Origin of the sequence: Planifilum fulgidum, from assembly GCF_900113175.1 — a bacterium.
Taxonomy (GTDB): domain Bacteria; phylum Bacillota; class Bacilli; order Thermoactinomycetales; family DSM-44946; genus Planifilum; species Planifilum fulgidum.
The window spans coordinates 22,644-35,569 of the sequence record NZ_FOOK01000018.1 but is presented as its reverse complement, the minus strand read 5'-3'; the positions used below and the strand labels follow the sequence as shown (position 1 = coordinate 35,569).

The window sequence follows — 12,926 nt, the reverse complement described above, 5'->3', positions numbered from 1 at the left end:
TCCATGAGCGAACCCTTCACCACCGGAGATTCCGTCATCGCCATCGGCGTTATCGGACCCAAACCGCTGGTGGACCGCACCGAGGAGGCGCTGAAATCCTTTCCCACCTTCGTGCCCCACCTGCGTCCCCTCTCTTCCGAGGAGGAGCTGACGGACGCCGTGTCGGAGCTGATGGATACCGTCGAAGTCCTTCTGTTTCCGGAATACCGGGGGTACAAACTGGCCCAGGACCGCCTTCAGTTCAAGGTGCCCGCCCACTACGTCCCCCTGATGGGAACGGGTCTGTACCGCTCCCTCTTCCGGCTCCGGAGCCTGCACGGCGCCCAAATACTTTCCGTGGATTCCGTTCCCAAGCGATACGTGGAGCAAATCCTGGGGGAACTGGGGGAAAACAACCGCGAGGCCGCCTATTTCCAAGGTCCGCCCACGGCGCCGGTGGAAGAGATTGTCCGCTTCCACCGAAAATACGCCCTCAGCCATCCGCACTGCGCGGCGATGACCGGCATCCACGCCGTCGCCAAGGAGATGGAAAAGGAGAACATCCCCCACGAATGGGTCACTCCCACTCTGCAGGACTTGATCGTGGCTTTGGAGAGGGCCCTGCTGTCCACCGAGACCCGCCGGAACAAAGAGGCGCAAATCGTGGTGGGCCTGATCCAGATCGACAACTACCGGAAGATCGCCGGCCAGTTTTCCTACGAGCACGACATTCAGCGGCTGGAGTTGGACCTTCACCGGCTGCTGCTGGACTATGTGAAACACCTGGACGGGCATCTGACCAACCTGGGGGGAGGAGAATACCTTTTCTTCACCACCCGCGGCGTCTTCGAGCGGGAAACCCGGGGCTATAAGTATCTTCCCCTCCTGGAGGACACCCATCGCTCCCTGGGCATCACCCTGAGCATCGGCATCGGCTTCGGCCGATCGGCCACGGACGCGGGGACCCACGCCCGGATGGCCCTCCGGCAGTCCGTCGAATTCGGGGGCAACATCTGCTTTATTGTGCGGGAGGACCGCAGCGTCATCGGCCCGGTGGAGATGACCCATCCGATGATTTACGAACTCTCCGTCACCGACGAAACCCTGCTGCGGGAAGCGGAAAAAGCGGGCATGTCCGCCATCTACATGAGCAAGTTGGCCGCCCAGATCGCCCGGGACGGAAAAACGGACTACACCGCCCACGAACTGGCCGCGGTGCTGGGCGTCACGATTCGCAGCGCCCACCGGATCCTGCTGCAGTGGATCGACGCCCGGCTGGTGGAAATCGTCGGGGAGGAGAAAGTGTCCACCAAAGGCCGACCCCGGCAAATCTACCGCCTGACCTTCGTCCAGGAACTGATGCGAAAGCGGAACCTCCTGAAGAAAAAACGCGCCGTAACCGGCGACCCGCACGGGTGAGCAGGTCCCGACGCCCTCAATCTTCGCGGATGAACCCTGATTTTCCCGAAATCCACCGATGAGAGGGGAAGATTCCATGCGCTTTTATATCATGACCGACATGGAAGGCGTCAGCGGCGTGGTCGACTATGAGAAAGATTGCAGCCCCGGAGGCGTCCATTACGAAAAAGCCATGCGGTTGACCACGCTGGAGGTCAACGCCGCCATCGAAGGGATCCTGAGCACCGGAAACCACGAGATCATCGTTTGCGACGGCCACGGTCCAGGAGGCATCGACATCGAGCTGCTGCACAGGGAAGCCCAGTTGATCATGGGAAGGCCCTTGGATCCGATGTTCGGAATCGACGACGGTCCCTTCGACGCCTTCCTGATGATCGGCCAGCACGCAATGAAGGGAACCCCCGGGGCCGCCTTGGCCCACACCTTCAGCAGCAAAAACATCCTGTCCCTGACCCTCAACGGCACACCGATCGGAGAGGCGGGAATCAATGCCTTAAGGGCGGGAATATACGACATCCCCACCATCTTTTTGAGCGGAGACCGAGCGGCTTGCGAAGAAATCAGGCGAATCATTCCCGGCATACACACCTGTGCCGTCAAAAAAGCGATCAAAGAGACCAGCGCCCTCTGTCTCCAGCCGGAAAAGGCCCGGGAAAAAATCAAAGAGGCGGCGGCTTACGCCGTCACCCACATGGAGGGAATTCGGCCCTTCAAACTGGATCCGCCCTATGAAGCCATCTTTGAATTTGTCCGCCCCAACCAGATTGAGCCATACCGAAACAAGAAATATTGCCGCATCCTTTCGGAAACCAAAGTGGCCATTTACGCGGACGATATGGAAACCCTGCTGAAGGAGAGACTTTGGGCCGGATGATGATGCGTCCGGGGCGAGGCAAAGTTCGCGGGTTCTTTGAAAAAATATTTTGGACATTTTGTGGATCATGCCCGATGCCCTATAATTGATCTGCAGCCGTCCGAAATCAAAATTTTCGATCCATTCGGAGCCTCGCTGGCGCGGAGATTGGTCCGCCAAACCGGAACCATTTAGAATCAAGGGGGAACAGAATGATGTTTGGGGGCAAACGGGCAATCGTCTTGATGATGTTCGCCATGTTGCTGACCCTGTTTTCCGGGTGTTCTCCGTCCTCTTCCGACTCCGGGCAAACCGAACTGAAATCTGGACCCATCCCTTCCTCGGCGGGGAGAAACTGAACAACCAGGAAGATGAATTTTGGAAAAAAGTCATCGCCGAATTCGAGAAAAAACATCCCGGGGTAAAAGTCAACCTGCAGGTACTTCCCTGGGGAAACCGGGAGGAGAAAATTCTCACGGCCATCTCCTCCAACAGCGGACCGGATGTGTTTTATGCCATTCCCGACATGATGGTGGACTACAAGGCGAAAGGAATCCTGGCCCCGATGGACGAGTATCTCGACAAAAACGATCTCCGGGATTTCAACGACAACGCCTTGGCGGCCGCCCGGCATGAAGGGAAATTGTACGGACTGCCCATCCTCCAAAGCGTGGTCACCAACTATTACAACGTGGATCTTCTCAAGGAGATCGGCGCAAACCCCGACGATCTCCCCGAGACATGGGACGAATTGATCGCCTTGGGGCCGAAGCTGAAGGAAAAGAAAAAATTCTTGCTCAATTTTGAAGGAGGAGGCTCGCCGAACGAAAGACTGTATCCCTGGCTGTGGCAGGCAGGCGGAGACGTCGTCGACGAACAGGGGAATGTGATGATCAACAGCGAAGAAGCGAAAAAAACTTACCGGCTGATATCCGACATGTACAAAAAGGGATATATCAGCAAAGACAGCCCGACGGCCGCCAATACCGGCATCCAAGAGTTTCTCGCCGGGAAATTGGCCGTCTTCATCGGTCCCAACAACTTTGCCGCGATCTTCAAGGATCAACCCCCCGAGTTTGAATGGAAACTGGGTCCGATATTGAAGGACAAAGAGCAGGCGACTTTCGGCACCACCGGCTTTTACGTCATTCCGGGAAACAGCAAAAACAAGGAACTGGCGGCCGAGTTCATCAAATTGTTGACCAACAAAGAGAACATGAGCCAATTCTGCAAAATGGCCGGTTACATTCCTCCTCGGAAATCGGCCGCCGACTTATACAAAGGCGATCCGGTGATGGAGATGCTGGTTGAACAATCCAAGCTGACCCGACCCGGCGTGCTGCACCCGGTGGCCCGCCAGATCATTCCCGCGGTGAAAGCCAGCTATCAACAGGTGATGACCGGCAAGGCATCGGTGGATCAAGCCTTGTCGGAGCTGGAAAAAAGCATCCGGCAGACCATTGAACAAAACGGCTCCTGATCTTCGGTCCCCGAAAACAAAATGGCCGCTCCGGTTTCAACCGACATGCGCGGGAGCGGCCTCTCCACTTCAAGGAACGTCATCGTGGAAGGAGGATGCGGATGGAACGGATCCCCTTGTCCGCCCGCGCCTCTTGGGTGGAGCGGCTGAAAAAAGAGTGGCGGAAAAATGCGCTGGTGTATATCGTGATGATTCCCGTATTGGTCCATTTTCTGATTTTTCAAGCCCTCCCTCTCATCGGAAGCTTCTTGCTCAGTTTCATGAACTGGCCGATCATCGGGGAGCCGGAATTCGTCGGTCTGAAAAACTGGGAGCGGCTGATCTCCGACGACTTGGCTTGGCGCTCCCTGTGGAATACCACGCTGTTCACCCTGTATTACGTGGTGCCGACGATGGCGATGGGCCTGATCCTCGCCCTGCTTGTTCACCAGAAGCTTCACGGAGCGGGATTCTTCAAGGGGATCTTTTTTTTTGCCCGTCGTCACCTCCTTTGTGGTGATCGCCGGGATTTGGGCCTGGCTGTTCAAAGGGTCCGAGGACGGGATCGTCAATTACATCCTCGGTTGGTTCGGCATCCCGCCGCAAGTTTATTTCTCCGACGAGCGGCTGGCATTGATCGTTTTGGCGATGCTCAGTGTTTTTAAAGTGTCGGGAGGGATGATGATCTATTATCTGGCCGGCTTGAAAGGGATCCCCGATCATCTGTACGAAGCGGCGGCCATCGACGGAGCCACGGGCTGGCGCCGGTTCTGGTACATCACGTTTCCCCTGCTCAAACCGACCCATTTTTATGTGGCGGTGGTGACGACCATCGGATCGTTCCAAGTGTTTGATTCCGCGTTTCTCCTGACGGACGGCGGACCCAATTACGCCACCACGACCATCGTCTATTACATGTACCAGACGGGATTTCAATTTCTTCAGCTGGGTTACGCCAGCGTCCTCGCCTACCTGCTCTTCATGATCATCCTGTCCGTCTCCCTGATTCAGCGAAAATTCCTCGGCAGGGAAATCAGCTTTTATTAAAATCCCGATCGACAAGCCCCTGAAAGGAGGACCCATCGTTGCCGAAACACACGTTGACCGGCCCCCTGAAAAAAACAGCCCTCTACCTTCTTCTGGCCCTTTTCGCCGCGGTTTACTTCGGCCCGTTTCTCGTCATGCTGGGCGGATCCTTCAACGATATTCCGGAGTTCGTCGCAGATCCCCTTTTCTGGATTCCGCGGGATTTCACCTGGGACAACTATACCGTCATCCTCCGGGAAGAATCGTTCCTCCGCTGGTTTCTCAATTCGGTGATCATCACGGTCGTTCCCGTCGCATCCCAGGTGTTCTTCTGCACCCTGATCGGATACATCTTTGCGCGAAAGGATTTTCCCTGGAAGGAAACGATATTCTGGATTCTGATGGCCATCATCATGGTGCCGAGGCAGATGCTGATCATTCCCAATTACATCCTGTTTTCATGGCTGGGGTGGATCAACACGTATTGGGTGTTCATCATTCCGGAGTTGTGGGGCATTCTGGGTGTGTTTCTCATGCGCCAGTTTATGCAGTCGATCCCCAGGGAACTGGATGACGCGGCCAAGATGGACGGGGCCGGCGACCTCAAGATCTTTTTCCACGTCATTCTCCCCTTGTCCAAGCCGGCAATGGCGGCGGTCGGAACCTTCGCCTTTATCGGCAACTGGAACGACCTTTTCACTCCGCTGATCTTCACCAACTCGGAAGAAATGTATCCCTTGACCGTCGGGTTGGCCACGCTGCTGGGCAAAGAGGGGAACTTCGGTCTGCAGATGGCCAGCGCGGCCATATCCTTCATCCCCACATTCCTGGTCTACCTGTTTTTCCAACGGTATTTCACCCAGGGAATTGCCCTGTCGGGACTGAAATGAGCGCAAAACGGCGTGGTGAAAGGCCGCGGGTTGAAACGGCGCCCGGCTTTGACCCTTCGGGATGAAACCCCGGCCTTCAATCCCGACCCTTTCCCGCGAGCGGACGTCTAAACCCGCCGGATGCCCCCTGCAGCCCGGGCTCATCCGCCCGTCAGCATCATCTCCGGAAACCCCTTGAGCCGGCCTTCCCGGGGAGCGGTGAAAATCCGGAAGGCGGAGGGCCCGCCTCCACAATCCGGCCCCGGTCCGGACCGGAAGATAGCGCGCCGCATGACCGCCCGGCCGCTTCCCTCTTCTCCCTGAAAAAGGAATCGGTCACCCGGACCGTTTCCGCAGTGCTCCCACTCCGTGAAAAAGCCGATCACGGCGGCGGTGATCGGAACCAGGCGATCCCGATCACCGCAAGACCGTCACACAAGATGAACAACCGGACCGTCAGGGGGCGTCCCCCGGATCACCGAAAAGGAGGCTCCGTCCGGCGGAACCGCCGGGTCGTCCGGGCCATCGCCGTCACCCGGCGCTTTTTTCTCATTTTCTCCAAAGATCCTTTCACAGCCGCCTGGTCGGGAAAGGAGGCTGTCCACGCCACCTCCCGCCATTTTCGGCCGGATCCCCTTGCCAGCGGAAAGGAAGCCCACCCCGGATTTCCGGCCACAAAAAAGGCCGGCGCGTCCCCGCCGTCCATGCGCGGGACGCATCGGCCGGAATTTTTTCGGGTTTTGCCCCATCACTCCGCCAGATACCGCTCCACATCCGCCTCCTCCACCCGGCATCCGATCCCGGGGCGGTCCGGGAGGCGGACCGTTCCTCCCTGCAGAATCTGCGGCCCTTCCCTCACGGGATCCTCCTTCAGGAAAAAGGGGCCGTTCAGATCGACGGGGGTTTCAATTCCCAGATAGTTGAACAGGTGGGCGCTGGCCGCAAGTCCCAGGCTGGATTCCGTCAGCCCGCCCCCCAACAGCTCCAATCCGGCTTCCCGGGCGATCTCGCCGCACCGCTTCGCGCCGCTCAGCCCGCCCATCTTGGTGCATTTGACCACGATCGCGTCGCAGGCCCCAAGGCGAACCGCCCGGATCACATCGCCGGGCGTCCAGACGCTTTCGTCCAACGCCACGGGCAGGTGGATCTTGCGGCGCAGTTCGGCGTGGCCAAACAGATCGCCGGCCGGCAGGGGCTGTTCAAAGACGTCCACCCCCAACGCTTCCATCCGCTTGGCCAGCCGGACCGCCTGGGGCAGGGTGTACGCCTGGTTGGCGTCCACCCGGAAAAACAGATCCGGCGCCGCCGCCTTCACCGCTTCCAGCACCTCGACGTCCCGGCGGGGATCCAGCCCGATCTTGACATCCACTCCCCGAAAACCCGCTTCCCGGGCATGCCGCGCCTTTTCCGCCGCCTCCTCCGGATCGGGGGTGCTGATCAGATACGAGAGGCGGAGGGTGTCCCGGAAGGGACCCAACCACAATCCGGACAGGCGGACGTTCCGCCCTTTGCCGATCAGATCGTGGAGGGCCGTGTCCACCGCCGCTTTGGCGATGGGCTGGCCGATGCCGAGCGCGCCCTTGATTTCCCGGTTCATGATCCGATGCACCGTCTCGAGGTCCTCCGCATCCACGCCCGTCAGCGCGGGAGCGATGTATCGCCTTAGGGTGGTCACCACCGACTCCAGCGTCTCGTCGCTCCATCGATGGCTGGGACGCGCCTCTCCCCATCCTTCCACTCCCTGGTCGTCCACCACCCGCACGTACACATGGGGCGCCCCCTGATCCACTCCTCCCACGGAACCGCCGGTGATCAAAAAGTTTTGTTTCATCGGCAGTCGCAACGGGAACACATCGATCCGGGAAATTTTCAACTTCACCGCTCCTTTTTCCAGAAAGTAGAATCCCGTGCCCGCGTCCGCCGAAAGGGGCGCGGACATGAACGCGAAGGAAGATCCCGATCTCGGGTCATTTAAATTATAAAAACGGAAAAATGACCGGAAAATGACGAAATGACGCGGGGAAAAAGCGCCGGAATTTTCGACAATCAATGGACTTGCATCCGGCGGGCCCCTTCGCTATTTTTATTTATGAAAAATTCAAAATTGGGAAAAGGAGTCATTCGGGTGAAACATTTCCTCATCCTCCTTGCCCTGCTGTTGCTTCTGCTTCCCCTTTTCAAACTTCCCGCCCGCGCCCAGCCGTCCGAGGGGGAAGGCGGCAAAACCCGGAGCACGATATACACCGACGAGAAGGTGGCCAACGCCCGCAAAAACATACAGCGGTATGACTGGGCGCGCAAAATGCGGGACAACGCCGTCCAGGAAGCCGAAAAATACCTGGGCTACGGCGAAGAGCGGCTGTGGGAAATGGTGACACCCCAGTCCCTCCCGCGCAGTTACGCGGTCAACTATGAATTGGGCTCCCCCATCACCGGCAAGGAATTCAACGAAAAGTACGGATACCGGGGATGGCTGGCGGACCCGCTGAACGAACCCTGGAAACTGACCGATCCCAGCAGCGGATACAAATTCCCCACCAACGACTTCGAATCCTACTACAAAAGCGGCTTGGACGAGCACGGCATCTTTGACCCCAAACGGGCCGACAAGCGTTTTCTGATCAACGAACTTTACCCGGAAAAGGGGCCCGACTGGGGGGTGGATGACGGCTTTGGATGGGTGGATGAAGAGGGGAACCGCTGGACCTTCATCGCCTACTACAACCACTGGCACGTCTGGCACGGCGGCGTGGTGGACAACGCCATCCGGGCCTTCCGGGACGCTTATCTCTACACCGGCGACCTGCGTTACGCCCGGGCCGGCATCATCCTCCTGGACCGCGTCGCCGATGTGTATCCGGAGATGGACGTTTCCGTCTACAAGGAAGAGGACGGCTTCCTCAACTCCCACGGCGGAACCGGAAAGGGCAAAATCCGGGGAAGCATCTGGGAAGCGACCGCGGTTCCCAATTATCTGTCGGCTTACGACGCCTTCTTCCCGGTGGTGGAGGAATCCGGGGCGGTGGAGTTCCTCCGGGATAAAGCCAGGGAATACAAGCTGGACAACCCGAAGGACACCGCCGACGCCGTCCGCAAAAACATCGAGGACAACCTGGTGCGGCAGATCTTCCCGGCTGTAAAAAACGCCCAGATCCGCGGCAACTTCGGGATGCACCAGCGGGCGCTGGCCATGGCCGCCGTGGTGCTGGACGAGCCGGGAACGACGGAAGCGTGGATCGATTGGGTGTTTCAGACCGGGGGACTCTATTCCACCCCCGACTGGCACCTGACCGGCGGGAACGTGATGACCACCCTCGTCAATCAGGTGGATCGGGACGGGTTCGGCGACGAACCCTCCACCGAATACAACAGCTACTGGTTGCAGCAAATCATGGACGTGGCCGATGTATTGCAGGGATACGACCGCTATCCGAAGGCCGACCTGTACAACAACGTCAAGTTACGGAAGATGTTCGACACCCGTTACCCGCTGGTGATGGTGAACAACTACACCCCCACCATCGGCGACTCCTTCAAGACGGGGAATCCCGGGATCGTCGGAACGGTCCAGGAACACGTCAAGGCCTTTGAAAAGTATCGAAAACCCGTTTACGCCCAACTGGCCCACCTGCTGAACGGCAACACCACCGACGGCCTTCACGGGGATATCTTTTCCGCGGATCCGGAAAAGGTGGTCCGGGACATCGAGCGCGTCATCGATGAAGAGGGTCCCTTCAATCCCGGCAGCATAAACCTTTCCGGCTTCGGCTTCGCCGCCCTGCGCGACGGAAAGCCGCCCTCCGACCGGGGGATCACCTACAAGTTCTCGGAGCTTAAGCGAATTGACGCCACAGCGGAAGTGACCGATTTCCTCGGCCGGATTCACCTGGAAACCGACGAGCTGGGAAAACGCCTCCCCGAGGCCTTCGACATCCCCGAGGACTATTATGACAACGCCGGTGCCGTGCAGCTGGAAGCGGCTCGGAAAGGGAGAAGAATCTCCTTCGCTTTCCGGGTTCCCTCCACGGATCGTTACCGACTGCTGGTGTTTCCCCTGGAATCGACCGGTTACGGCCGGTATGAGATTCGGATCGACGGCAAGAAGGTGAAGGAACACGATTTCTACGGCACGTCCTCCTCGCCGGAGCCGGTCGATCTGGGCGAATTCCGGCTGACCAAAGGAACCCACACGATCAGCTTCGTCAACACGGGCAAACATCCGGAAGCGACCAATTACAAATTGGGAATCAGCAAGCTGGTGCTGAAAAACCGCGCGGCGTTGACCCAGGAAGCGAAGGATTCCCGCAACCTCCGGGGGCTGTGGCTCTACTACGGCCGCAACCAGGTCGGCCGCCACGGACACAAGGACACCCTCAACCTGGGGCTGCACGCCTTCGGACTCGATCTGAGCCCGGACCTGGGCTATCCCGACAATTTCAAGGACCGCACCGAGTGGGTGAGCAACACCGTCAGCCATAACACCGTGGTGGTGGACCGCTCCAAGCAGAAGGACCACTGGGTGGGCATCCCCCATCACTTCGACGCCTCCTCCCGGGTCCAGCTGATCGACGTGGAAGCGCCCAAGGTGTATCCGCAGACGGAGCGGTACCGGCGGACGACGGCGATGATCCGGGTGGATGAGGAAAACTCCTACGCCGTCGATTTCTTCCGGGTGAAGGGGGGCAAGGAGCACCACTTCAGCTTCCACGGCGCCGAAGGGGAAGTGACGACGGAAGGGCTCCGCCTCGTGCCCCAGCCGAAGGGCACCTATGCCGGAGAAGACGTGGAATTCGGGGAGAAGGAGCCGGATCAACCCGACGGGTGGGAGTACGCCGGCAGCGGATTCCACTACCTGACCCGGGTCGAGCGGGACCGAAATCCCTCGGGCCCCTTCAGCGTCGACTGGAAAATCCGGGATACCTGGGGAGTTCTCCCGCAGGAAGAGGACATCCATCTCCGCCTGACGATGCTAAGCCCCGTGGACGAAGTCGCCCTGGCGGACGGATACCCGCCGAAACTGCCGGGAAACCCGAAGAGCCTCCGCTACCTGATCGCCCGCCGGAGCGGTGAGGATCTGGAAAGCCAGTTCGTCTCCGTGCTGGAACCCTACAAAAACCGGCGGTTCATCCGCTCCGTCGAACCCGCAACCCTGAAAGCGGGCGGAAAAAAGGTCGATTCCAACACGGCGGCGGCCGTGAAAGTGACCCTTTCCGACGGGCGGGTGGACTACATCGTCAACTCGCTGGATCCGGAAGTCACCTACACCGTGGACGGCAAATTCCGCTTCCGGGGCTTCATCGGCGTCTACTCCGAAAAGGGCGGAAAACCGGTCTACGCCTATCTCCACGACGGCAGGCTCCTGGGACCGGCCTCCGGTCCGCCCCTGCTCCGCTCCCACGGCCACATCAAGGGGACGGTGGAAGAATTCACCCGGGAGCTGACGGATCAAAACCGCCTGACGGTCAAGCGGACAGGGCCGGCGATCGATCCGAAAGAAATCATCGGCAAGCAAATCTTCGTCGAAACCGACGGGGAAAGAAACGGTTCCTACGAAATCCGGGAAGTCCGTCCAGCCTCCGGAAACCGGTGGGTGCTGGATTTGGGAGACATCACCTTGGTGCGGCGTTACAAGGATGAAAACAACTTTTCAAAGGGATATGTCTACAACCTGAAAAAGGGAGCTTCCTGGCGGATTCCCCTTTCCGCCGAATGGTTCGGAAAATAAACGGCGCCCCCCTGCGATCTCATGTGCCTTTGACCGCAGGGGGGCGTTTCCCATCCAAACCGAAGTCCGCCATCGCCTTTCCCGCAAGAAAACCGGAACCCCTCAGAAACTGCAACGTCAACACCCTTCCTTCCATCAGGCGAGCAGCTGGCATTTCCCTTTACCTCCCCATGACCTACAACCCTTCCCGCGCACTTCGGGCCGTCTGTCGGTCGGACTGTTTCCATCGAATGACGAGGGATCCGCTTCCATTCCGCTTCCAACAAACCTTGTATGTACCGCGGCTTAAAGTGCTGCAAATCCTATTTCCCCTGTTTTCTCTTCCATTCCTTGTATTCCAGATAGCACGATTCACAGAAGGTTTTCCCATCCGTCCAGTAAACCGGTTCCCCGCGGGGAATCTGTTGGAGACATGCGACGCATTTGTTAGCCACTCGTTTTGCTCCTTTCCAGTTTGTTTAACCGCTCCTTAAGGATTTCCGCCCATTTCAGGCAAGCTTCTTTCTGCCCCCGTTTAAAGGCCTTTTTTGTCTCTTCGCCCTTTTCCGTGTTAAAGGTTGTGGCCAAAAACTCCATGTCTTCAATAGCTTCCAAAATTAACCGCCGGTACTCTTTCGCCTGAGACACAGCCACCCCTCCTGGCCATTTGACAATAGTGTTACACGGGTTTCACCATTAATCAATACCCTTTGGGGTGTCATTGAAACCCCAAATCTCCCCCGAAGGCACGGAACGAGGTGAAAAATCCCCTCCCGGTTCACCTGCTGGAATTTGCACCACGGAATGGGAAACCCTCGGATGGCCTCGGGAAGCGGTCTTGCGGATGCGCATTTGCAAGTTGGTTCTTTCGCCGGTTGCCGGCCCCCGCCTTGACCATGGCGCCGATCGATCACATTCTTATACGACTGAATTTCTGTTGAGCGTGGACAAATGATCGGAACCTTGTTCGCGGAACAATCGGGCCAGTTTTTTTCTCCCTGCGTCACCATGCCGCAAAACGTACTGCAACTCTCGGGATGTGAGGATTTTTATGCTCACCAGGCGAATGTTGCTTGCCGGACCCTCAATACTGGGAGGGATATGAATCGAATCCAGCCCGAGTAAGACTCCCACACGCCCCTCCTCATCGCGGAAAGGTTCCATCACATCGATGGATGACAGTTCCATCGAAAGAAGACCATGCCGCTCCAGCAACTCCTTTATGCCCCCATGACCCGCGATGTGATGCACCACATTGTATAACAATTGAAGTTGCCACGCCTCAGTGAGATCGGCAAAGCTTTTGCGCAGCGCAGGATCATCCGATTCAATAAAACATTCCAAAGAAAATCCCTGGTTTGGCTCATCAAGGGCATCAAACGGATTGGACAAGCCGTCACTCGCCAAAATCACCGTATTCGGGGTTTCTACTTTCACAAAGGCCTGTCTCACAAACGACCATCCGAAGCTGCCGATAAGCGCGGGGTTTAAAAAATATGACAAAACATAGGGATCCACGGTTCCAATCTTTTTCCAAAAGGCTTTTCGTGCGTTTACGGTTTGCTCGTACAAATCGTTATTCTCCATGCACCCACCCCCGGAAAAATCCCCGTTCCA

General features: G+C 57.9%; 11 protein-coding genes. 6 read left to right on the top strand and 5 right to left on the bottom strand.

Features of this window, described 5'->3' with window-relative positions; all coding sequences use genetic code 11:
- Positions 1–3: 3 nt before the first annotated feature.
- The 3 genes from BM063_RS10790 (at position 4) to BM063_RS10780 (ending at position 3,731) form a co-directional block, all read left to right on the top strand.
- Complete coding sequence (locus BM063_RS10790; RefSeq protein ID WP_092038846.1) at positions 4–1,398, top strand: GGDEF domain-containing protein; 1,395 nt, start codon at positions 4–6, stop codon at positions 1,396–1,398.
- Between the two features lie 76 nt (positions 1,399–1,474).
- Complete coding sequence (locus tag BM063_RS10785; protein ID WP_177199105.1) at positions 1,475–2,272, top strand: M55 family metallopeptidase; 798 nt, start codon at positions 1,475–1,477, stop codon at positions 2,270–2,272.
- A gap of 259 nt (positions 2,273–2,531) precedes the next feature.
- On the top strand, positions 2,532–3,731 hold the full coding sequence (locus BM063_RS10780) for an ABC transporter substrate-binding protein (RefSeq protein WP_177199104.1): 1,200 nt from the start codon (positions 2,532–2,534) through the stop codon (positions 3,729–3,731).
- On the opposite strand, the gene BM063_RS18220 is transcribed toward BM063_RS10780, so the two are convergent.
- Positions 3,671–4,171, bottom strand: coding sequence for a hypothetical protein (locus BM063_RS18220; protein ID WP_342713750.1), 501 nt, complete (start codon positions 4,169–4,171; stop codon positions 3,671–3,673). The genes BM063_RS10780 and BM063_RS18220 overlap by 61 nt on opposite strands.
- 31 nt (positions 4,172–4,202) lie before the next feature.
- Here BM063_RS18220 and BM063_RS18215 point away from each other — a divergent pair, with 31 nt between their 5' ends.
- Both BM063_RS18215 and BM063_RS10770 read left to right on the top strand, forming a co-directional pair.
- Positions 4,203–4,757: a carbohydrate ABC transporter permease gene (locus tag BM063_RS18215; protein WP_342713749.1), complete on the top strand. Its 555-nt coding sequence runs from the start codon at positions 4,203–4,205 to the stop codon at positions 4,755–4,757.
- A gap of 38 nt (positions 4,758–4,795) precedes the next feature.
- Complete coding sequence (locus tag BM063_RS10770) at positions 4,796–5,626, top strand: carbohydrate ABC transporter permease (RefSeq protein ID WP_245752228.1); 831 nt, start codon at positions 4,796–4,798, stop codon at positions 5,624–5,626.
- 727 nt (positions 5,627–6,353) lie between these two features.
- Here the strand turns inward: BM063_RS10770 and BM063_RS10755 are convergent.
- Positions 6,354–7,484 (bottom strand): mandelate racemase/muconate lactonizing enzyme family protein, encoded by a 1,131-nt coding sequence (locus tag BM063_RS10755; protein WP_245752227.1) that lies wholly within the window; start codon positions 7,482–7,484, stop codon positions 6,354–6,356.
- Between the two features lie 246 nt (positions 7,485–7,730).
- Here BM063_RS10755 and BM063_RS10750 point away from each other — a divergent pair, with 246 nt between their 5' ends.
- Positions 7,731–11,330 (top strand): heparinase II/III domain-containing protein, encoded by a 3,600-nt coding sequence (locus tag BM063_RS10750; protein WP_143085323.1) that lies wholly within the window; start codon positions 7,731–7,733, stop codon positions 11,328–11,330.
- Between the two features lie 302 nt (positions 11,331–11,632).
- On the opposite strand, the gene BM063_RS18335 is transcribed toward BM063_RS10750, so the two are convergent.
- The 3 genes from BM063_RS18335 to BM063_RS10740 all read right to left on the bottom strand — a co-directional run bounded on the left by BM063_RS18335 (position 11,633) and on the right by BM063_RS10740 (position 12,896).
- Positions 11,633–11,764 carry an LIM domain-containing protein gene (locus BM063_RS18335; RefSeq protein WP_143085322.1) on the bottom strand — a complete coding sequence of 44 codons (132 nt, stop codon included), beginning with the start codon at positions 11,762–11,764 and terminating at the stop codon, positions 11,633–11,635.
- Positions 11,757–11,957, bottom strand: coding sequence for a hypothetical protein (locus BM063_RS10745; RefSeq protein WP_092038828.1), 201 nt, complete (start codon positions 11,955–11,957; stop codon positions 11,757–11,759). Before BM063_RS10745 ends, BM063_RS18335 begins: the two co-directional genes overlap by 8 nt.
- 270 nt (positions 11,958–12,227) lie before the next feature.
- Positions 12,228–12,896: a suppressor of fused domain protein gene (locus BM063_RS10740; RefSeq protein ID WP_177199103.1), complete on the bottom strand. Its 669-nt coding sequence runs from the start codon at positions 12,894–12,896 to the stop codon at positions 12,228–12,230.
- Between the last annotated feature and the right edge of the window lie 30 nt (positions 12,897–12,926).

Coding starts and splice junctions, on each gene's coding strand:
- BM063_RS10790 (WP_092038846.1), top strand. CDS start 4: ATGAGCGAACCCTTCACCACCGGAGATTCCGTCATCGCCATCGGCGTT.
- BM063_RS10785 (WP_177199105.1), top strand. CDS start 1,475: ATGCGCTTTTATATCATGACCGACATGGAAGGCGTCAGCGGCGTGGTC.
- BM063_RS10740 (WP_177199103.1), bottom strand. CDS start 12,896: ATGGAGAATAACGATTTGTACGAGCAAACCGTAAACGCACGAAAAGCC.